Origin of the sequence: Paraburkholderia fungorum (genome assembly GCF_046027605.1) — a bacterium.
Taxonomy (GTDB): domain Bacteria; phylum Pseudomonadota; class Gammaproteobacteria; order Burkholderiales; family Burkholderiaceae; genus Paraburkholderia; species Paraburkholderia fungorum_F.
In genome coordinates, this window is sequence record NZ_JAQQEF010000003.1 from 87,857 (window position 1) to 109,800 (window position 21,944).

Genomic DNA, 21,944 nt, shown 5'->3' on the forward strand with positions numbered 1-21,944 from the left:
TCCCCGCCTACGCGCTCACCATAAGCAACAACTCAACGGCTCACCGATACCGGTCTGCCGTTGTCCTTCATGACTACGCGCGCTTGAACTCGCCGTCTCGCAACCTCCAGAGTCCAAGCGCGTTGTCGTCATGGAGCGGTTCTGGAAGAAGCGCTGCCGGCAGATCCTGGTAGCAGACCGGCCGCAGAAAGCGCTCGATTGCACTCGTTCCAACCGACGTGCTGCGCGAATCGGAGGTCGCTGGAAACGGACCGCCATGGACCATCGCGTGGGATACCTCGACACCCGTGGGGAACCCATTGGCGAGAATCCGCCCCGCCTTCCTTTCAAGCGTAGGCAAAAGCCGGCGCGCCAGGTCGTAGTCCTGTGGTTCGAGTTGCAAGGTCGCCGTCAACTGTCCTTCGAGGTGCTCCGCAACCTCGATCATTTCGTCAACATCCGCGCACGTAATAACGAGTGACGTCGGTCCAAAGATCTCTTCCTCAAGCTCAGCGCTTTTGAGGAAACCGGCGGCAGTAGTCGCGAACAACACGGGACGCGCCGGGCACGAGACGCCGGTCTCGACACCTTGCGCCAGGTCCTGAACACCGCTTGCTCCGCTGCGCCGCTCGATCGCGGATCGATAGGCGGCCGCAATGCCCGGCGTGAGCATGGTCTGTTCTTCCTTCTTCGCCAGCGCCGCTGACAACGATTCGACGAATCCACGCGCCGATGGACTGTCGAGCAGAATCACGAGGCCCGGATTCGTGCAGAACTGGCCGACGCCGAGTGCGATCGAATCAGCCAGTGCGCTCGCCATCGCATCTGAACGTTTCTCGAGTGCGCCCGGCAGCACGAAGAAAGGATTGATGCTGCTCATCTCGGCGAACACGGGAATGGGCTCGCGACGCTTCGACGCGATATCGACCAGTGCCAACCCGCCACGTCGCGATCCGGTGAAGCCGACAGCCTTGATCGCCGGATGCGCAACGAGCGCCTCGCCGATTTCGTTGCCGCCGCCGAACAGCAGCGAAAACACGCCTTCGGGGAGTCCGTTGTCGCTGGCCGCACGCTGAATCGCCCGTCCAACGAGTTCCGACGTACCGAGGTGCGCACCGTGGGCCTTGACGACCACCGGACACCCTGCCGCGAGCGCCGAGACCGTATCGCCGCCCGCCACCGAAAAGGCCAGCGGGAAGTTGCTTGCGCCAAATACCGCGACCGGTCCCACTGGAATCTTCTGCAGACGAAGATCCGGGCGAGGCAGCGGCTTGCGCTCCGGCAACGGCGAGTCGAGCGTCGCGCTGAGCCAACGCCCCTCCCGCACGAGCGCGGCAAAGAGTCTCAACTGGCCGACGGTCCGGCCGCGCTCGCCTTCGATCCGGGCCTTGGGCAGTCCGGTTTCAACATGAGCACGTTCGATCAGCGCGTCGCCGATCTCGACGATATTGTCCGCAATGGCCTCGAGAAACTTCGCCCGCGCCGCCAGCGCAACGTTCCGGTAGGCGTCGAACGCCTTGCCCGCAAGACTGCAGGCCCGCTCGACATCAGCACGGTCACCGCCGCCGAACGCCGGTTCAATTTCGATTCCGCGAGCAGGATCGAAAGCGCGCAATATCGCCGCGCTGCCACGAACCGCACGCGCACCTATCAGCATCTCGCCAGTAATTTGCATTGAAAAATCTCCATCAGGTTTTGTATGCGCGATCACAATCCGAACACGTCCTACAGCGACGCCTCGAGCATCATTTGATAGTCATTCACGGATGCGATACGCGGATTGGTCTTGTGGCTATGGTCCTGCAGTGCGCCCTTGATGATGTTGGGGAACATCTCGCGCGTCACGCCCACCTCTGCGAGGCCGGTCGGCAATCCCAGGCGGCCGGTGAGGGCTTTGACCGACGAGCCGATCTCCGCCGGATTATCCAGACCTATTGCCTGCGCAATGCGCGCGAGTTTCCCCTCTTCAACCATGCTCGGCGCCTCACGATTAAATTCGATCACTGCCGGCAGGAAAATCGCGTTCAGCGTGCCGTGGTGCAGCCGGGGATCGATGCCGCCCAACGCATGGCTCAGGCTGTGTACGCAACCCAGGCCCTTCTGGAACGCCAGCGCGCCCTCCATCGAGGCGCTCATCATGTTCAGCCGCGCCACGCGGTCGTCCGGGTGCGCAGTGGCACGCTCGATGTGACGCCACGCACGCCATAAACCATCGAGCGCGATGCCGTCGGCCGCGGGATTGAATACCGGCGACATGAACGTTTCGAGGCAGTGAGCGATCGCGTCCATGCCGGTGGCCGCGGTCAGCGCGGGCGGCAGTTTCATCGTCAGTTCCGGGTCGCAGATCGCCGACTTCGGCACGACGAACGGCGAGATGACGCCCACTTTGCGGCCGTCGTCCAGAATCAGAATCGCGCCCCTGCCCACCTCGCTGCCGGTGCCCGCCGTAGTCGGAATCGCGATGACTGGGGCGGTGGCCGACGTGATGCGCGCCGCCCCGCCTTCGATCACGGCGAAGCTTTGCAGTGGGCCGCTATGCGTCGCACAAACGGCGACACCTTTCGCGAGATCGATCGACGAACCGCCGCCGACGGCGATGATGCCGTCGCAGTCATGCTTTCGGAATTCCTCCACCGCGTCACGCACGGCGCCTTCATTGGGATTGGGCGGCGTACGGTCGTAGACAGGAACATTCGGACCACTGCCCAGCGCGTCCAGCACGCGCTCGACAATTCCGGCATGCCGGATGCCCTGGTCGGTCACGATCAAGGGGCGGCGCATGCCAATTCGTTCGCACTCGCTTTTCAACAGGCGAATCGCGCCAAACTCGAACTGAATCTGAGTGACGTAATTGATAAGCGACATGGCAATGACCTGCAGTTATAGTAAGGACGTCCCTCAGCGTCTTGCCCCGGATGCGCCGCGGGTTTACGTTAGCGCGCCTTCTTCATAAATAAGGACTTTATGACGCAGTATAAGCAGCAGACCGTATCTGACAAACTGAGAACATTTGATACCGCTATAACTTTTCCTCAACCCTGAATGACACCTTCGCTTAATTCCATCGTCTCCCGGCTCCATCTCAAGCAGCTGCGGCTGCTCATTGCGCTTGGCGACCAGGGCTCGCTCCTCAATGCCGCCAAACAGGTGGCACTGACCCAACCCGGCGCCAGCAAGGCGTTGCAGGAAATCGAAACCACCTTCGGCACGCCGCTTTTCAATCGCACGAATCGTGGACTCGAGCCGAATGCGGTCGGTAACTGTGTGATCCGCTATGCCCGGCTGATCCATACCGATCTCGCCCACCTGCGCGAAGAGATCGTCGGGATCATGCGTGGGCACGGCGGCAGAGTTGCGGTGGGCGTGATCATGGGCGCGGTTCCACGACTGACCGAAGCGATCAGTGCCTTGATAGCCAAACACCCCGAAATGTCCGTCGAGATCGTCGAGGACACCAGCGCGACGCTCCTCAATCTCATCGACGCGGGGCGCCTCGATCTGGCTGTGTGCCGGACCACGATCAGTCAGACCCCCTATCTGTACGAAAGCACCAAGGTTCAGGACGAGACCCTGGCGGTCATCGCCAACGTGCATCATCCCAGGTGCGGCGAAAAGGAACTCGCACTTAAAGATCTGGCCGACTTCAGGTGGGTCGTTTATCGGGCCAATATGCCCATGCGCATGCTGCTCGAACGCGAATTCCGCGAGGCGGAGATCAGATTTCCTCTGCACCTGCTCGAGACGACTTCCGCGTTCGCGACCCTCTCGTTGCTGCAAAGCAATCCGACTTTCGTCGCGCTGGTCTCGATCGACGTTGCACAGTTCTTTACGCGTCACGGCATCACGCGAATTCTGCCGCTTCGATTGTCTTCACGCAGTGAGCCGTATGAACTCGTGACGCGTAAGGGCGCGCCGCTCACACCAGGCGCGCGCCACCTGATCGAAGAAATCATGGGCCATTGACGTGACGGCTTAGGAGCTGCCTGGCACTTGCGCGAACTCAGGGCTCGTCGCTGAGACTCACCGGGGCTTCGTCTTTCTTCATCAGCTCATACCAGATCTCGCTGACCTTCACGGCGACGTCAATCCGGCTGCACACCTCAACGCTCGATTTCCGTCCCGCGAACCGCGTCGATCAGATAGTCGACGAAGGATCCAATCCGCGACGAAATCGCCGTATTGCGATAGTAGACGGCGTTGATCGGCTGCCGGACGTCCTGCGTCTGACGCGGAAAAAGCTGTACAAGCGTGCCTTCGCGACGATCCCGCGCGGTCATGAAGTCAGACAGGCACACGATGCCGGCGCCCGCCAGCGCAAGCTGCCGCAGCGTCTCGCCGCTCGATGACGAGATAGTGGGCGCGATGCGATAAGGTTCGTTATCCGGACCGAGTATGGGCCAGATGTTGAGCGATTCGGGCTGATTGAATCCCAGCAGCGAACGCTTCGCCAGTTCGTCGACCCGTTTGGGCAGGCCGTGCGATTTCAGATAGTCCGGGCTTGCGAGGATACGCAGACGGCTGCTGCCAATGGGCTTGCCATGCAACGTCGAATCCTTCAACCGGCCGATCCGGATGGCCACGTCGGTGCGCCGCTCCAGCAGGTCGATGATCCCTTCATTGCTATTGAACTCCAGCTCCACGTGCGGGTAGCGTTCCCGGTAGCCCTGCACGAGCGGCACGATCACGTGCAGCATGAACGGCGTGGCCGCGTCGACGCGTAAGCGTCCCGACGGCCGCTCGCGACGCGCGGCCATCTGTTCCTCCGCCCCTTCCACCGAGGCGATGATCGCCCGTGCGTCCTGCAGAAACGCCCGCCCTTCTTCCGTCAATTCCAGACGGCGGGTGGTTCGACGCAACAGCGTGGTTTTGAGCTTGTCCTCGAGCCTTCCCAACGTGCGGCTCACCGCCGAAATGGCCAGATCGAGCTGCTGCGCGGCCGCCGTGATGGATCCCGTGTCGACGACCGTCACGAAGGCCTGCAACTCATCCAGGGTGGTTTTCATTTTTGATTTCAAGTCAAAACGTTTCCCTTTATAGACTGGCCTTTAGTCAAAAGTAAAGGGCGTTGCAACTCAAACCACAACGCGTGCTGCGCACGTAACAAACCCCACCTCAATCCGACATCGAGTCCGTGTGAGCGGCCGGCGTGCTCGCGGTTTTCATCGCCCCTGACCCGTCGAGGTGGTGCTGGATCGCGTAGATCTCGCGATTGTGGGCGATCGTGGCCGCCGACGGCGGATAGTCACTGTTGTTAGTCGGGATCAGTCCTTCGGCCTGGGCCTGTTTCAGTTGCGCCATGACCTCCGCATGCGTCAGTCCTGACGGATTGGATTGCGCGAATGCGGCGGTGCCGAATGACAGGCTGAGGGCGGTAACGGCAATAGCGGTAAGCAGTTTCATGATGATCTCTCCGATGGTGTGCAAACAATGAATGGCCTGAACCACGCTTCCCATTGTTGTCATTTCACCTGTCGGCGCACTGACCCGCGGATTACCGTTCTGTTATCCGCGCGCAAGCGGCAATAAAGCACCAGATAACAGACTTGTAATTTACCGGACCGCAGCCGGTAAGCCCCCGGCCATCACACTCCTGACTCATGAAGCGCATGCCATGCGCCGTCCGTTGCATTGAAAAGACGGGCGCTTCCATCTGCCTCTTTTCAGGAAACCGTCATGTGGATCGTCAAGCTTGCGCTGCGCCGGCCCTACACATTCGTGGTCCTCGCCGTGCTGATCTTTATCGTCGGCCCGCTGGCGATACTTCGCACGCCGACTGATATCTTTCCGAACATCGACATTCCGGTGGTCAGCATCGTCTGGAGCTATAACGGCTTCTCCGCCCAGGACATGGCGAACCGCATCACGTCGAATTACGAACGCGCGCTGACTTCCGACGTCGACGATATCGAGCACATCGAGTCGCAATCGCTGAACGGCGTGTCGGTGGTGAAGATCTTTTTCCATCAGGGTGCGGACATCAATCGCGCGATCGCCGAGGCCGCGTCCAATTCCGCGTCGATCCTGCGGGTGCTGCCGCCCGGCACGCTGCCGCCGAACATCATCACGTACAACGCGTCGACGGTGCCGATCCTGCAATTGGGACTCTCCAGCGACACCTTGTCCGAACAGCAGCTCTACGACCTCGGCAACAGCCAGATCCGCACGCAACTGGCAACCGTGCAAGGCGCTGCCGTGCCCCTGCCGTTCGGCGGCAAGGTCCGCCAGATCATGGTCGATATCAATCCGCGCGCATTGCAGGCAAAAGGTCTCGCGCCGCTCGACGTGGTCAACGCCGTGAACGCGCAGAATCTGATCCTGCCGGGCGGCACGGCCAAGATCGGCACGAAGGAATACAACGTGCAGATGAACGGCAGCACGGACACGGTCGCCGCACTCAACAATCTGCCGATCAAGACGGTGGCCGGCGGCGTGGTGTATGTGCGCGATGTGGCCCATGTGCGCGACGGTTATGCGCCGCAAACCAATATCGTGCGTAGCGACGGCAAGCGCGCCGCGCTCCTGACCATCGAAAAATCCGGCAGCACGTCGACGCTGACGATCATCCAGCAGGTCAAGGCGATGCTGCCGCATATCGCGGCCGGTTTGCCGAGCGCGCTGCACATCACGGCGCTGGCCGACCAGTCGGTGTTCGTCAAATCCGCGGTGCTCGGCGTCGCGCGCGAAGCGCTGATCGCCGCCTGCCTGACCGCGTTGATGATTCTGTTGTTCCTCGGCAGTTGGCGCGCCACGCTGATCATCGCGGTGTCGATTCCGCTCGCGGTGCTGACGTCGCTGATCGCGCTGGCCGCGCTCGGCCAGACCATCAACATCATGACGCTCGGCGGCCTCGCGCTCGCCGTGGGCATTCTCGTCGACGACGCCACCGTCGCGATCGAAAACATCACGCATCACCTGGAGAACGGCGAGCCGCTGTTTGACGCGATCCTGAACGGTTCGGGAGAAATCGCCGTGCCGACCTTCGTGTCGACGCTGTCGATCTGCATCGTGTTCGTGCCGATGTTCCTGCTTTCCGGTGTCGCGCGCTATCTGTTCGTGCCGCTCGCCGAAGCGGTGGTGTTCGCGATGATCGCCTCGTATTTCTTCTCGCGCACGTTGATCCCGACGCTCGCGCTGTATCTGATGCGCGCGCGTAGCAATGTGCCGGTGACGGGCAACGGTCCGATCGCGCAACTCGTGCGTTTTCAGGCCGGCTTCGAGCACCGTTTTGAATTGCTGCGCGAACGCTACCGCGGCGTGCTCAGCGCGGCGATCGCAAGTCCACGCCGCTTCGTCGCGATCTTCCTGCTGCTGTGCGTCGGCTCGCTCGCGCTCGTGCCATTTGCCGGACGCGATTTCTTCCCCGCCGTCGACACCGGCGAAATCCGCTTGCATCTGCGCGCCCCTACCGGCACACGGATCGAAGATACCGCGAGCCTCACCGATCAGGTCGAAGCCCGCGTGCGTAGTGTGATTCCCAAACAGGAGCTGTCCGCGATGCTCGACAACATCGGCGTGCCGGTGAGCGGCATCAACCTGACCTACGATTCATCGGACCCGATCGGCCCCGAAGACGCCGACGTGATGATCACGCTCGCGCCCAAACACAAGCCGACCGCGGCCTATGTCGCGACCCTGCGCACGACGCTCGCCAAGGATTTCCCGGGCGTGAGCTTCGCCTTCCTGCCGGCCGACATCGTCAGCCAGATTCTGAATTTCGGCCTGCCCGCACCGATCGATATCCAGATCGTCGGCAACAAGCTCGATGCCAACCGCGTGGTGGCGAACCGCCTGCTCGCGCAACTGCGCGGCGTGCGCGGCCTCGTCGACGCGCGGATCCAGCAGCCGGGCGACGAGCCGGCGATCAACGTCAATGTGGACCGCACACGAGCGATCCAGGCGGGCTTGCAGCAACGCGACGTGGCGCAGAATCTGCTGATCGCGCTGTCCGGCAGTTCGCAGACCACGCCGAATTTCTGGCTCGATCCGAAGAACGGCGTCAGCTATCCGCTGATGGCGATGATGCCGCAGTACGACATCGACTCGCTGCAGGCGCTGGCCAATATTCCCGTGGCGCAAAGCGGCAGCGCGGCTTCCGCTGCAAGTACCGCAGCCGCTTTTGCCAATGGCGCCGGCGCTGCCCCGCAGAACCTGCTCGGTGCGCTCGGCACACTGTCGCGCGGCACTCAGCAAGCCGTCGTCTCGCACTACAACGTGCAACCCGTGCTCGACATTTTCGCCTCGGCGCAAGGCCGCGACCTCGGCGGCGTGGCGGCCGACGTGAACCGTCTGGTCGACCAGATCCGGCCGCAATTGCCGCCGGGCGCATCGATCGTCGTACGCGGCCAGGTGCAGGCGATGCACGACTCGTTCGCCGGCCTCGCCAGCGGCATGGTGTTCGCGATCGCTCTCGTCTATCTGCTGATGGTCATCAATTTCCAGTCGTGGCTCGACCCGTTCATCACGATCAGCGGCTTGCCGGGCTCGCTCGCGGGCATCGCGTGGATGCTGTTCAGCACGGGGACCCGGCTGAGCGTGCCGGCGCTCACCGGCACGATTCTGTGTATCGGCATTGCCACGGCCAACAGCATTCTCGTGATCAACACCGCGCGCGAATTGCACCACGGCGGCAAGCCGCCCCTGCAGGCGGCGCTGGAAGCAGGCTTCAGCCGCTTCCGCCCCGTGTTGATGACCGCGTTGGCCATGCTGATCGGCATGCTGCCCATGGCGCTCGGCCTTGGCGACGGCGGTGAACAGAACGCACCGCTCGGCCGCGCGGTGATCGGCGGGCTCGCACTCGGCACGGTCTCCACGCTGCTGTTCGTGCCGGTCCTCTACGGGATGGTGCATGCGTGGCTGGACAAACGCCGCGCCGCCCGGCAGAGCACGCAGGAAGCCGACCTTGCCGCCCGCACCCATTGATTCCGACGAGAGCCTCCCCATGAACGATTCATCTCTTCCGCCCGAGCTCGACGATCGCGCCGGGCAGTCCGCGAACCGTGCTGACCATAATGTGGAAAATGCGGTGGAAAATGCCACAGGAAATGCCGCGAGAAACGCCGCTCAAAGCGCAGCGCAATCGCCCGCCGCCGCCGCGAGATCGACACCGCGCCGACGCCTGTGGCCACTCGCCCTGAGCGGCCTTGCGGCCGCCTTGCTGCTCGCCGGCATCCTGCCGCGTGTCTCCGCGAACGCCGCACTGACGCAACAGACCCAGGCGCAAAGCGCGCTCAGCGTATCGGTGGTCATGCCGCGCGCCGCGCCGTCCTCGAACGAGTTGCTGTTGCCCGGCGCGGTCACGCCGTTCGCGGAAGCATCGATCTATGCGCGCACCAGCGGCTATCTGGCGCACTGGACGAGCGATATCGGCGCCCAGGTCAAAAGCGGCCAGACGCTCGCGACGATCGACGCCCCCGACCTCGACGCGCAACTGCGCCAGGCCCGCGCCGACGAAAGCACTGCGCAGGCCAACTACGACTACGCGAAGACGACCGCGCAACGCTGGCAGGACATGCTGAAAACGCAGTCGGTCGCGCAGCAGGACGCCGACACGAAAACGAGCGACATGGAAGCGCGCCGCGCGATGCTGGCGTCCGCGCAGGCGAATGTCGCGCATCTCGCCGAACTGGTCTCGTACGAAAAAATCACCGCGCCGTTCGACGGCGTGATCACCGCCCGCCACGTCGATATCGGCGCGCTGGTGACGGCGGGCGGCACGCCCGGTACCGCCGGCATGTCGGGTGAGCTGTTTCATATTCAGCAGACCGGTGTGCTGCGGGTCTTCGTCGACGTCCCGCAGAACGACGCGCCGTATGTCACGCCGGACACCAGCGTCTATCTGAGCGCCCAGCAGTTTCCCGGCCGTCACATAGCCGGACGGGTGACGCGCAGCACCGGCTCGATCGATCCGGCGAGCCGCACGTTGCGCGTCGAGGTGGACGTCGACAACCAGGACGGTGCGTTGATGCCGGGCGCCTATGTACAGGTGCATCTGGCGTTGCAATCGTCGACGCCCGCGCTCGATTTGCCGGTCAGCGCACTGCTGTTTCGCCCGAACGGCGTGACGGTCGCGGTGGTCGACGGCAACGGCAAGGTGGCGCTGAAGACCGTGCACCTCGGCCGCGATTTCGGCACCCATGTGGAAATCACCACGGGGCTGGCGGCCACGGATCGCGTGATCGACAACCCGGGCGATTCGCTGACTGCGGGACAAGCCGTCCAGATCGCACCGGCCACGCATAACTGAGCGCCCGTCATCGTAAGGATGTTTGCCATGCCTTTTACTTCTACTTGCCCGTTGCTGCGGCGCACGCTGGTCGTGGCGCTTGTCGGCACGCTTGCCGCCTGCTCGACGCTCCCCGCTTACCAGCGGCCCACTGCCGAGGTGCCCTCGCATTTCGCGGGCGCCACCCCCGGCTGGGCGCAGGCGGCGCCCGCCGACGCCGCGACGCGCGGGCCCTGGTGGACGATCTTCGGCGATCCCGTGCTCGACCAGCTCGAAGCGCGCGTCGACGTCTCGAATCAGAGCGTCCGCAAGGCCGTCGCGCAGGTCCAGCAGGCGCGCTCGATGGTCGACTATCAGCACGCGGGGTTCTTCCCGACCATCACCGCCGGCGCCGCTCAGGAGCGCTTTCGGACCTCGCAGAACATCGTGGGACGCTCGCTCGCGGGCAAGACCATCCCCGACTATTCGGCGGGCGTGTCGGCAAGCTGGGAGCCCGATCTGTTCGGCCGTGTGCGCGACAGCGTCGCGGGTGCGCAAGCCAATGCCGACGCTAGCGCGGCGGACCTCGAAGCGGTGCGTCTGTCGATGAGCGCCGATCTCGCTGTCGACTATTTCGCGCTGCGCTCGCTGGATACGCAGAAGAAGCTGCTCGACGACAGCGTGCATGCGTACGCCGATGCATTGAATCTGCTCCAGCAGCAGTTGAAGAACGGCGCGATCGATGCCTCCGCGGTCGCTCAGGCCACCACGCAGCTCGAAGCGACCCGCACGCAGGACACCGACATCGACGTGACCCGCGCGCAGATGCAGCATGCGATCGCGACCCTGATCGGCGAACCGGCTTCGACCTTTGCCCTGCCGCCGAACGGCTCGGCAGTGGCGCCGCCGGCCATTCCGGTCGGCGTGCCCTCGCAACTGCTCGAACGGCGGCCCGATATCGCCGCTGCCGAACGGCGCGTGGCGGCGGCGAATGCGCAGATCGGTGTGGCGCACGCGGCGTTCTTCCCCGATCTGATGTTGTCGGCGAGTGCGGGGCTGGAAAGCAGCTTCTTCGCGCCATGGCTGAGCGCGCCGAGCCTGTTCTGGTCGCTCGGGTCGCAACTCGTCGGCACGCTGTTCGACGGCGGCCAGCGCAGCGCCACACTGCACGGCGCGAGCGCGCAATACGACGGCACGGTCGCCGATTACCGGCAGTCGGTGCTGGTGGCGTTTCAGCAGGTCGAGGACAACCTCTCCGCGCTGAATTCGCTCGCCGACGAAGCCGCCAGCCAGCAGCGCGCAACCAGCGCCGCCGATCTGTCGCTGCGCCTCACGACCAATCGTTTCAATGCAGGCGCGGTCAGCTATCTCGACGTGGTGACCGCGCAGACGATCGCATTGACGAACGAGCGCACCGCGGATCAGATTGCCGCGCGCCGCCTGACGTCGAGCGTGTTGTTGCTGAAGGCGTTGGGGGGCACGTGGCATGACGCCGGCGCGAGTTCAACGGCGGCTGATGCGGGTGCTTCGGCGGTTGCCGCGAAGCCCGGCGCTGAAGCCGGTATCGACCTGGCTGCAGACAAGCGGGCAATGCGGCCCGCGGTGCAGTCCGAATCCGAAGCGCAGTCTGCTACGCAGTCCGCCGGAACGTGAGAATGAAGCGCGTGCCGTGCCCGTCGCTTTCCGCGCGCACGGATCCGCCATGCAATTCCATGATGGTGCGCACGATCGCAAGACCCAGTCCCGTCGATCCCGTGGAGGCTTGCGACAACTCCGCGGAAGGCAACGTGCTGCGCGACGGATCGATCCGGTAGAAACGGTCGAAGATCCGCTCGAGATGCTCGGCCGCGATCGGCTGCCCCGGGTTCGACACGGTGATGCGCACGTCGCCGGCGGATGCGCCGGCGTCGAGCACGATCTCGCCGCCGCGCGGTGTATAGCGGATCGCGTTGGCGAGCAGGTTGCTGACAGCGCGGCGGAACAGTTCGAGGTCCGCGGTCAGGGACGCCGCGCCGCTCACACGCACTGTGACATGCGCTTCTTCGGCAATGCCTTCGAAGTAGTCGGCGATGTGCGTCAACTCCAGAGCGGCGCCGAACTCGCGCATATGTTTGACGAACTGCGGATGTTCAGCGCGAGCCAGAAACAGGACGTTTTCGATCATCCGCGACAGGCGATCGCACTCCTCCAGGTTTGACGCGAGAAGCGCTTCGTATTCGTCGGCGGAGCGCGGCCGGGCGAGCGCGACTTCCGCCGCGCCCCGCATATTGCTCAGCGGGGTACGCATGTCGTGAGCGAGGTCGGCGGTAAAACGCGACAAACGCTGAAAGCCCAGTTCGACGCGCTCGAACATCGCATTCAATGCGCTCACCAGCGCCTTGAGTTCGCTCGGCACACGCGCGACCTCGATGCGCGTGTGCAAGCGGTTAACCGTCACGAGGCTCGCGCTCGCCGCGATATCGCGCAGCGGCCGCAGCGCGGCGCGGATCAGCACATAGCTCAGCACGATTGCAAGCAGGACACCGGCCACACCGGCCAGGTTGAGTTCGTCACGGTAACGGTCCAGCAAAAGCCAGCGGTCGCTCATGTTGCGCGCCACCAGTACGCTGGCCGTTTCGCCGTTGCGTAACCGTATGTCTGTCAGGATGCCGCGGATCGGCGCGCCATTGCGGCCCGACCACTCGCCGATATCCGCTTCGGTAATGCGTGCCGAAGCCGGAATGCGTTTGAGCGGCGGCAGCGCGGCGATGATCAGGGCGCCGCTTGTCGGGCTTGTGCCGCCTGTTGCACTTGTTGCGCTTGCTGCGCCGGTCCCACTGGTATCACTCGCGCCGCTCGTTACACCTGCCTCACTTGCCATGCGTGGCGCCGCGAAGGTCCCCGCGGCGTTGTGTTCGATCAGCTGGTTGCCGTCCGGGCCAAAGACCTCCATCGACATCGCTTCATTGCCGAGCACGATGCTGGTGAGACGCTCGCTGTGCTCGCGAATGCCCGGCGCGCTATCCAGCTCCTGAGCGAGACGGCGCGCATGGCGAGCGGCGAGCACGATATCGAGGTTGTCCTGTGCCTTGATCTGCCGTTCGAGCGCCAGGTAAAGATAACTGCCGACCAGCACGAAAACCGCCAGCGTGGTGACGCCGAAGGCAATGGCCAGCGTGGCGGCCAGCGAGCGGCCGCGCATCACCCCGCGTCCTTCACTTCGAGCACATAGCCGACGCCGCGCACGGTATGAATCAGCTTGACGGGGAAGTTGTCGTCGATCTTGGTGCGCAGCCGGCGAATCGCCACTTCAACGACGTTGGTGTCGCTATCGAAGTTCATGTCCCACACGTAGGAGGCGATCTGCGTGCGGCTCAGCACTTCGCCCTGACGGCGCGCGAGCAGTTGCAGCAGCGAGAACTCGCGCGGCGTGAGATCGATCCGCTGACCGGCGCGCTTGACGCGCCGGCGATTGACGTCCATTTCCAGATCGCCGACCTTGATCAGTTCGCTTTCGCGCGGCGGCCCGCGACGCGCCAGCGTTCGCACGCGCGCCAGCAATTCCACGAACGCAAAGGGCTTGACCAGATAGTCGTCCGCGCCGAGTTCCAGACCGCGGACGCGATCGTCGACGTCGTCGCGGGCGGTGAGGAACAGCACGGGGGTGGTCCGCGTGCTGCGCAGCGTCTTGACGATGGTCCAGCCGTCCATGCCAGGCAGCATCACGTCGAGCACGATCACGTCGTACTCTTCTTCCTGCGCGAGGATCAGGCCTTGCGGGCCGTCGTTGGCGACGTCGACCGCGTAGCCGGATTCCTCCAGACCTTTTCTCAGGTAGGCCGCTGTTTTCAGCTCGTCCTCGATCACCAGGATTCGCATTTGACGCTCCACGTTGCATTGATCTCTAAATCATACCGGCAAGCGGGATGCGTCGTGATTACGATCCGGTAATGTCAGGCCTGAACCCCAATCTCATGCGTAGCAAGGCCAAAAACCGAAACCCGCAGGCCAGGCGGGTCGGCATTGTTGCGCAGCGAAAGCCCAAGTTGATGCCGCTCGGCAATCCGCGAAACAATGGCAAGCCCGAGGCCGCTCCCTTCGCCCAGCGCGTTTTCCCCACGATAGAACCGGTCGAAAACCCGTTCGATCTCGGCCTCCGGAATCCCGGCCCCGCTATCCACCACGTCGAACCCCACGCGCTCGCCGACGCGCCGCAGGATCACGTCGACCCGGCCGCCGCGAGGCGTATGGCGAATCGCATTGCTAACCAGGTTGCTCACCAGGACACTCATCCCATGCGGCTCGGCGAGCACCGTGTACGCATCGGAAGCGCCGCGCGGCTCTTCGCACACGAGCCCGAGATCGATCTCTCTCGTCTCCGCGAGCAAGGAAAAATCTCCCACCACCTGTTCGCCGATCCGCCGCAAACTCGTCGGCACCATCGACGTCACTGGATGCGCGTCTTCTCGCGCCAGTGTCAACAACTGCTGCACCAGGTGAATGATCCGGTTCACGCGCCCCTCGACGCGCTCCAGCGTCTGGCCTTCGCCCTTCAACGAACCGTCGCGCGAAGCCGCCTGCAATTGCAGCTTCAGTGCCGCGAGCGGTGAACGCAACTCGTGCGCGGCATCGGCGATAAACGTGCGCTGCGCCTGCGACGCCATGCCGAGGCGCTGCAGCAGATCGTTGAGCGCTTCCACCAGCGGCCTGATTTCGACCGGCACAGCGCCGTCCAGCCGCAACGGCTCCAGCGAATCGATCGAGCGTGTCGAGAGTGCGCGAGACAGGCCGCCGATCGGCGCCAGGCCGCGCGCCACCACCAGCAGCACCAGGACGATCGTCACCGGCACCAGCAGGCCGAGCGGCCACAGCGTATGCAGCGCCAGTCGCAACGCGAGGTCCTCGCGCACCGACACCGGCTGCGCGACCTGGATATAGCGTTCGGGCTGTTGCAGCCCAAACGTGCGCCAGTGAAATTCACCGCGCTCCACCGTATTGAAACCGGCCGGCAGGCGCGACAACAGCGGCGCCTGCATCGAGTGATAGACGAGCCGGCCCGAACGGTCCCAGATGTCGATGACGATACGGTCGTCGGCCAGATCGCCGAAGTCGGGGCCATGATGTTCGCCGTCGCCGGCACTCGTGAGATTCGACGGCAACGAGAGTGCGACCGTGCGCAATTCATAGTCGAACAGTTCGCTCGCTTCTCCACGCGCCGTGTGGAAGATCCCGTACGCGGCAACCATCGAGGCCGCCGCCAGGCCAAAAATCAACCAGCCCAGCAGCCAGCGGCGAATCGACGTCATCCGCACCTCTTCAGACGGTAGCCCACCCCGCGCACGGTCACCACCTGCTCCGCGCCGATCTTGCGCCGCAGGCTGTGCACGTGCACTTCGATGGTGTTGCTGCCGACCTCCTCGCCCCAGCCGTACAGTTTCTCTTCGAGTTCCGCCTTGGTGAAGACGCGCGTGGGTTCTTCGATCAGCGCCTGCAACAGCGCGAACTCGCGCGGCACGAGCGGCAGCGGCTCACCGTCTTTGGTGACCTCGTGGGCCGCGGGGTCGAGCGTGAGTTCGCCGTGCGCGTAGACCGGCTGCTTCTGGCCGGTGCGCCGCCGCGCTAAGGCGCGCACGCGCGCGGCCAGTTCGTCGAGATCGAAGGGTTTGATCAGGTAGTCGTCGGCGCCCGCGTCGAGGCCGCGGATCCGCTCATCCACGGCGTCGCGGGCGGTCAGGATGAGCACTGGAGCGGTGCCGCCGTTCTTGCGATAGGCATTGAGCACGCCGATGCCGTCTTTCTTCGGCAGGCCCAGATCGAGTAGCACGAGATCGTAGACGCCGTTGCCCAGCGACAATTCCGCGGCGCGGCCGTCCTCGGCCCAGTCGATGGCGTAGCCCGAACGGCGCATCGCGCCCAGCACGGTCTCCGCGATCATCTCGTCGTCTTCGACCAATAACAGACGCATGGCGTCTCCTCTCTGCAGTTTGCCCGCATTGTCCGGCTTGCCAGCTTAACGCTTCCTTAGGCGCGCCTGACGACACGCTAATGCGCGGCTGAAGGGACGATTAAGGGACGCTGAAGCGGTAGTTAAGCGTTTCCTAAGCATGCCATCCGCAGAATCGGTTCCTGTTGTGCGGCATCCCCTTCGCGGCTGCCGCGTTCTTTCCATTCAGGAGCCGGATTTTGCCCGTTTTCCACGCCGCTGTAGCGGCCCCTCCGGCGATAAGGCGGCGCGCGCTCGTGCCGATGGTCTGCGCGCTGCTGCTGGCCGGCTGCACGTGGTATCACCGCGAGCCGCTCGCGCCAGGCGATACGTCGACCTCCGCCCGTTCGCTCGAACGCGTGAGCATCGATGCGTCGACCATGCCGCTGCCCGAACTGGCCGCGCATCGCTTCGATCCGTCCGACGGACTCGACATCGACGAGGTCGCGATGCTCGCGGTCGCCAACAATCCCGAGCTCAAGCTCGCGCGCGACGACCTCGGCATCGCGCGCGCCCAGGCCTATTCAGCCGGTTTGCTGCCCGACCCGCAATTGAGCGTCTCGAGCGACTATCCTGGCGCCATCGGCACCACCCGTGCGTTCAATTATGGCTTGAGCATGGACGTGATGGCGATCGTTCTGCGCAGCGCGAACCGGCAGTCCGCCGACGCGAGCGTCGCCAGAACGGATCTCGGCCTGCTCTGGCAGGAATGGCAGATCGTCGCGCAGGCGCGGCAGTTGTTCATCAAGACACGCTTCCAGCAGGACACCTTGCCCCTGCTGCAACAGCAACGCGACCTCGCGCGCACTCGCTACGAGCGGATGGCCGAGGCACGCCGCGACGGCAACCTGACCGACGATATCTTGAGCGCCGCGCTCACGTCGTATAGCGACGCGCGCAAGCAATACACCGACGCCGAACGCGCCGCCGAACAGACGCATCACGATCTGAATGCGCTGCTGGGGCTTTCGCCCGCGCTCGAGGTACAACTGCAAGCCGCAGCGCCAGGCGGCAGCAGCGACGAGCCCGGCGAGCTGTCCGACGCCACCCTCGACGCCGCGCTGAGCCATCTCGCGCGACGACGCCCCGACCTGATCGCCTTGCAGGCGGGCTACGAAGCGCAGGAGCAGAAATACCGCGCGGCGATTCTCAGCCAGTTCCCGAGTCTGTCCGTGGGCTTCGTGCGCGCGCGCGATACCTCGAACATCTATACCAGCGGCTTCCAGATCAACCTGAGCCTGCCGATCTTCAACCGCAATCAGGGCAACGTTGCGATTGAAAAGGCGACCCGCCAGCGCCTGCGCGACGAGTACCAGTCACGTCTGAACCAGGCTTACGCGGACGTCGCTCATCTACGCGCGGACAACACGATTCTCACGCGGCAATTGCATCAGACCGAAGCGGCGCTGCCTGACGTCGATGTCGCCGCGCAACACGCGGCCGCCGCCTACGCGGAACACAACCTCACGCTCGGCGCTTACACCGACGCGCAAAGCGCTTCGCTCACCAGACGCATCGACATCGCGACGCTGCGCGAGTCGCTCGCCGAACAACGGGTCGGCTTGCAGGCGCTGCTCGGCAGCGCGATACCCGACGCCTTCTCTTCCGCTCAGACCTACGCCGACACTCATGCGAAATAGCCCCTTTCCCGCGCGGCGGCCGCGCGTCGTCTCGCTGGCGCTCGGCCTTGCCTGTGCCACGCTGATGAGCACCGCCGTCCCTGCCGCCGGCGCGCCCGCCGCGGACGATGCCGCCGCCACGATCGTCGTATCCGTACAAACCGTACGCGCGCAGCGCGCCGTCATTGCGCAGCCGGTGCGGGCCTACGGTATCGTCGCGGCGTCCGCGTCGAACCTCTCCACCGTCAATCTGCCGTATGTCGCCCGTATCGTGCAGATGCGTGTGCAGGCGGGCCAAAGCGTGACGCGCGGCACGCCTCTCTTCGTCGTGCAGGCCGATCCCGCAGCCGTGCTCGCGGCGACCCAGACGCAAAGCGCGGTGACGCTCGCGCAAGGCGAACTGGCACGCACCCAGTCGCTGTACGACAAAGGGCTCGCCACCCAGTCGCAACTCGCGACCGCTAGGAAAGCCGTCGAGGACGCCCGGCAGGCGCTTGCCGCCCAGAACGTGGAAGGCGTGACGCGCGGCAACAAAACCATCGTCGCGCCGCTCGACGGCGTGGTGCTGCAGGTGTCGGCGGCCCAGGGCGATCAGGTGCAGCCGGGCGCCGCGATCTTGCAACTGGCCAGCGGCAGCGGCCGCGATGCCCGCGCGAACGTGATGCTCGGCGTCGAACCGTCGGACGCCGCCGCGATCCATCCCGGCGACACCGTCACGCTGCACGGTCTGTCCGCCTCGCTCGCGAAGGCCGCGGCGCAGGGTCATGTGGTGCTGGTCGGTGCTGCCGTCGACCAGCAAAGCCAATTGGTGAATGTGGGCGCGAATGTGCCGCTCGGACAGAGCGCGTTCATTCCGGGCACGCGCGTGGCCGCCGATATCGCGACACGCAGCGGCACGCATTGGGTGGTGCCCCGTTCAGCGGTGCTGAAGGACGACAAGGGCGCCTATGTGTTTCAGATCACACCGCACAACAAGGCACGTCGCGTGGCGGTCATTACGCAGGTTGAAAACGGCGACCGCTACGGTGTGGATGGACCGCTCGACGGCGCACAAGGTCTCGTGGTCACCGGCAACTACGAGTTGAAGGACGGCATGGCGGTGCAAACTGGCGGAGGCGCGCCGCGATGAATTTCGGTCAATGGATGCAGAAGCACCGGCGCTCGCTGCTGTTCGTGATCGCCTTGCTGGCGATGGCGGGCACACTGACCGCGTTGCGCTTGCCGATCTCGCTGTTCCCGAACGTCGCATTTCCGCGCGCGGTCGTGTCGCTCGACGCGGGCGACCGCCCTGCCGAGCAAATGGCCACGCTCGTGACGATGCCCGTCGAAGAAGCCTTGCGGCGCGTGCCGAATGTGCGCGACGTCGAGTCGAAAACGAGCCGCGGCGCCGCGGAAATCTCACTCAATTTCGACTGGGGCACCGACATGGCGCAAGCCACCTTGCAGGCGCAGTCGGCGATCAGCGAGATTCTCGCGACGCTGCCGCAAGGTACTTCGATGCAGGTGCGGCGCATGGACCCAACCGTGTTTCCGGTGCTCGCCTATAGCCTCACGTCGAAACAGCAGTCGCTAGCGGCACTGCACGATCTCGCGCAATTCCAGATGCGGCCGCTGCTTTCCTCGGTGGAAGGCGTGGCGCGCGTCGACGTGACGGGGGGCGACCAGGACGAGTTCGAAGTCGCGATCGACCCACAACGGCTCGCCGCCTATAAGCTCTCGCTCGCGGATGTCTCGAAAGCGATCGGCGCGAGCAACGTGCTGATGGCGAACGGCCGCATCGAGGATCACGACAAGCTGTACCTCGTGATCGCCAACACCACGATCACGCAGCTGAACGAACTGCGCAACGTCGTGGTGTCCGCCAGCGGCGCGACGCAGATCCGTCTCGGCGATATCGCCACGGTCCGTCAGGGCATCGTGCCGCAATGGATGCGCGTCACCGCCGACGGCCAGGACGCCGTGCTGCTCAACGTCTATCAGCAACCGGGCGCGAACAGCGTGGCGATGGCCAAAGCGATTCGCGCAAAGCTCGCCGACTTCCAGCAGCAGATGCCGGCAGGGGTGCATCTGTCGAACTGGTACGACCAGAGCGAACTGGTCATCGCTTCGGCGACCAGCGTGCGCGACGCGATCATGATCGGCGTGGTGCTGGCCGCGCTGACGCTGTTTGCTTTTCTGCGCAACTGGAAGATCACCGCGATCGCCGTCGCGCTGGTGCCTGTCGTGATGGCGGCGACGATTCTGCTGCTCGACGTGTTCGGCATGGGCTTCAATATCATGACGCTCGGTGGCATGGCAGCCGCGGTCGGCCTCGTGATCGACGATGCCATCGTGATGATCGAACACATCGTGCGACGCATGCGAGAAGGCGGCGCACACGCGTTTCACGGCCGCGTGATGGCCGCCGCGCTCGAATTCACGCGACCGCTCGCGGGGTCGTCGGCGGCGACGCTGATCATCTTCGTGCCGCTCGCGTTCCTGTCGGGCGTGACGGGCGCATTTTTCAAGGCGCTGTCGGTCACCATGGCGAGCGCGTTGTTCATTTCGTTTCTCGTTACGTGGCTCGCCGTGCCGATTCTCTGCGACCGCTGGCTGAAACCGAAAGACGCCGAGGAACACAAGGACACCCGCTTCGCCGCGTGGATGAATCGCCGCTACGCGTATCTCGTCGAGCGTGTCACGGCGCGGCCGATTCTCGTGCTGCTCGGCCTCGTGCCGCTGATCCTGGTGGCGGCGTTCGCCTTCACGAGGGTGGGCAGCGGCTTTATGCCGAGCATGGACGAAGGCGGTTTCGTGCTCGACTACCATACGGAGCCCGGCACTTCCGTGACCGAAACCGACCGGCTGATGAAGCAGATCGAGAGCATCATTCGCGCGAATCCGAACGTCGCGACCTATTCGCGCCGTACCGGCGCAGGGCTCGGCGGCGACCTCAACGAGCCCAACAAGGGCGACTTCTTCATCCGGCTGAAGTCGAGCGGCCGCGAGCCGATCGAAACGGTGATGGAAGAAATCCGCTCGAAGATCGAGACGCAGGTACCGGGCGTGAGCATCGAGCTCGCCCAACTGATGGAGGACCTGATCGGCGACCTCACCGCGGTGCCGCAACCGGTGCAGATCAAGATCTATTCCGACGACCAGAACACCCTCGACACCACCGCGCGCAGAGTCGCCGCGCAGATCGGCAAGATTCAGGGCGTGGTGGATGTCAACGATGGCATCAATCCCGCCGGCGATGCACTCGAACTGCACATCCGCCCCGAAGCCGCGGCCGCCGAAGGCATGGACCCCCAGTCGATTGCACAAGCCGTCACCGACATGGTGGAAGGCAACGTGGCGACGCAATTCCAGAGCGGCCCGAAAACGGTGGGCGTCCGGGTGCGGGTCGCGGGCGCCGCGAAACTGACCGATACGCAACTGGGGCAGTTGCAGATTCGCGCGCCGGACGGGCATCTATTCGCACTGAACCGTGTCGCCGACCAGATGACGGTAACCGGCCAGCCCGAAATCAGCCGTGACAATCTCAAGCGAATGGTGGCCGTGACGGCACGCATCGACGGCCGCGATCTGGGATCGACGATTGCCGACGTGCAGAAGACCATGAGCGACAGGAGCCTGTTGCCTACCGGCGTGTATTACGAATTGGGCGGCTTGTATCAGCAGCAGCAGATTGCGTTCAAGGGACTATTGACCGTGTTCGGCGCCGCGATTGCGCTCGTGTTCGGGCTGCTGCTGTTTCTCTACGAGCGCTTTCGGGTTGCCCTGGCAGTGATGGCGATGCCGTTGCTCGCGGCCGGCGCGGTCTTCATCGGTTTGTGGATCACCGGGATCGAGTTGAACATCTCCGCGATGATGGGGATGACGATGATCATCGGCATCGTGACCGAGGTGGCAATTTTTTACGTGTCCGAGTTGCAGGGACTCATCACGGATGAGGGTGTGCCATTTGCAGAGGCTTTGCTCGCGGCTGGGCGCAATCGCCTGCGGCCGATTGCCATGACGACGATTGCTGCAATTCTGGCTTTGTTGCCATTGGCTTTTGCGCTTGGGCAAGGGTCGGCGATGCAGCAGCCGCTTGCTGTCGCCATCATTTCCGGGTTGATCGTGCAGTTGCCGTTAGTGCTCTTACTGTTGCCTGTGCTGCTCAAACTGCTGATGAGGCGAACCGTTTAAGGCGTCGGCC

General features: G+C 64.2%; 15 protein-coding genes. 7 read left to right on the top strand and 8 right to left on the bottom strand.

Annotation, left to right across the window (positions count from 1 at the left end; translation table 11 throughout):
* Positions 1-73 precede the first annotated feature (73 nt).
* Both PQR53_RS06535 and gbd read right to left on the bottom strand, forming a co-directional pair.
* Positions 74-1,654, bottom strand: coding sequence for an aldehyde dehydrogenase (NADP(+)) (locus PQR53_RS06535; protein ID WP_408451758.1), 1,581 nt, complete (start codon positions 1,652-1,654; stop codon positions 74-76).
* A 50-nt stretch (positions 1,655-1,704) separates the two neighbouring features.
* Complete coding sequence (gbd, locus tag PQR53_RS06540; RefSeq protein WP_408451759.1) at positions 1,705-2,844, bottom strand: 4-hydroxybutyrate dehydrogenase; 1,140 nt, start codon at positions 2,842-2,844, stop codon at positions 1,705-1,707.
* 177 nt (positions 2,845-3,021) lie between these two features.
* On the opposite strand from gbd, the gene PQR53_RS06545 reads away from it, so the two are divergent.
* Positions 3,022-3,942: a LysR family transcriptional regulator gene (locus PQR53_RS06545; RefSeq protein WP_408451760.1), complete on the top strand. Its 921-nt coding sequence runs from the start codon at positions 3,022-3,024 to the stop codon at positions 3,940-3,942.
* Between the two features lie 137 nt (positions 3,943-4,079).
* Here the strand turns inward: PQR53_RS06545 and PQR53_RS06550 are convergent, their stop codons facing one another.
* Together PQR53_RS06550 and PQR53_RS06555 are read right to left on the bottom strand one after the other, a co-directional pair.
* Complete coding sequence (locus tag PQR53_RS06550; RefSeq protein WP_408451761.1) at positions 4,080-4,982, bottom strand: LysR substrate-binding domain-containing protein; 903 nt, start codon at positions 4,980-4,982, stop codon at positions 4,080-4,082.
* A gap of 109 nt (positions 4,983-5,091) precedes the next feature.
* Positions 5,092-5,379, bottom strand: a complete 288-nt coding sequence (locus PQR53_RS06555; RefSeq protein ID WP_408451762.1) for a DUF4148 domain-containing protein — start codon at positions 5,377-5,379, stop codon at positions 5,092-5,094.
* 273 nt (positions 5,380-5,652) lie between these two features.
* On the opposite strand from PQR53_RS06555, the gene PQR53_RS06560 reads away from it, so the two are divergent.
* The 3 genes from PQR53_RS06560 to PQR53_RS06570 are packed head-to-tail and all read left to right on the top strand — an operon-like array spanning position 5,653 to position 11,833.
* Positions 5,653-8,898 (top strand): efflux RND transporter permease subunit, encoded by a 3,246-nt coding sequence (locus PQR53_RS06560; protein ID WP_408451763.1) that lies wholly within the window; start codon positions 5,653-5,655, stop codon positions 8,896-8,898.
* 19 nt (positions 8,899-8,917) lie between these two features.
* A complete protein-coding gene (locus PQR53_RS06565; protein ID WP_408451764.1) occupies positions 8,918-10,222 on the top strand; it encodes an efflux RND transporter periplasmic adaptor subunit in 1,305 nt (434 codons plus the stop codon).
* A 27-nt stretch (positions 10,223-10,249) separates the two neighbouring features.
* Positions 10,250-11,833: an efflux transporter outer membrane subunit gene (locus PQR53_RS06570; RefSeq protein WP_408451765.1), complete on the top strand. Its 1,584-nt coding sequence runs from the start codon at positions 10,250-10,252 to the stop codon at positions 11,831-11,833.
* Here the strand turns inward: PQR53_RS06570 and PQR53_RS06575 are convergent.
* The 4 genes from PQR53_RS06575 to PQR53_RS06590 all read right to left on the bottom strand — a co-directional run bounded on the left by PQR53_RS06575 (position 11,811) and on the right by PQR53_RS06590 (position 16,124).
* A complete protein-coding gene (locus PQR53_RS06575; protein ID WP_408451766.1) occupies positions 11,811-13,361 on the bottom strand; it encodes a heavy metal sensor histidine kinase in 1,551 nt (516 codons plus the stop codon). The genes PQR53_RS06570 and PQR53_RS06575 overlap by 23 nt on opposite strands.
* On the bottom strand, positions 13,361-14,038 hold the full coding sequence (locus PQR53_RS06580; protein ID WP_408451767.1) for a heavy metal response regulator transcription factor: 678 nt from the start codon (positions 14,036-14,038) through the stop codon (positions 13,361-13,363). The genes PQR53_RS06575 and PQR53_RS06580 overlap by 1 nt, the downstream gene beginning before the upstream one ends.
* Before the next feature lie 74 nt (positions 14,039-14,112).
* On the bottom strand, positions 14,113-15,465 hold the full coding sequence (locus tag PQR53_RS06585; protein ID WP_408451768.1) for a sensor histidine kinase: 1,353 nt from the start codon (positions 15,463-15,465) through the stop codon (positions 14,113-14,115).
* Positions 15,462-16,124, bottom strand: a complete 663-nt coding sequence (locus PQR53_RS06590; protein ID WP_408451769.1) for a response regulator — start codon at positions 16,122-16,124, stop codon at positions 15,462-15,464. The genes PQR53_RS06585 and PQR53_RS06590 overlap by 4 nt, the downstream gene beginning before the upstream one ends.
* A 281-nt stretch (positions 16,125-16,405) precedes the next feature.
* Between PQR53_RS06590 and PQR53_RS06595 the strand changes: the two genes are divergently transcribed.
* Genes PQR53_RS06595 through PQR53_RS06605 form a run of 3 tightly spaced genes read left to right on the top strand, consistent with a single transcriptional unit; the run spans position 16,406 to position 21,934 of the window.
* On the top strand, positions 16,406-17,782 hold the full coding sequence (locus PQR53_RS06595; RefSeq protein WP_408452333.1) for a TolC family protein: 1,377 nt from the start codon (positions 16,406-16,408) through the stop codon (positions 17,780-17,782).
* The gene (locus PQR53_RS06600) at positions 17,772-18,890 is read left to right on the top strand and encodes an efflux RND transporter periplasmic adaptor subunit (RefSeq protein ID WP_408451770.1); all 1,119 of its coding nucleotides are present in this window, start codon (positions 17,772-17,774) and stop codon (positions 18,888-18,890) included. The genes PQR53_RS06595 and PQR53_RS06600 overlap by 11 nt, the downstream gene beginning before the upstream one ends.
* The gene (locus PQR53_RS06605; RefSeq protein ID WP_408451771.1) at positions 18,887-21,934 is read left to right on the top strand and encodes an efflux RND transporter permease subunit; all 3,048 of its coding nucleotides are present in this window, start codon (positions 18,887-18,889) and stop codon (positions 21,932-21,934) included. The genes PQR53_RS06600 and PQR53_RS06605 overlap by 4 nt, the downstream gene beginning before the upstream one ends.
* Positions 21,935-21,944 lie beyond the last annotated feature (10 nt).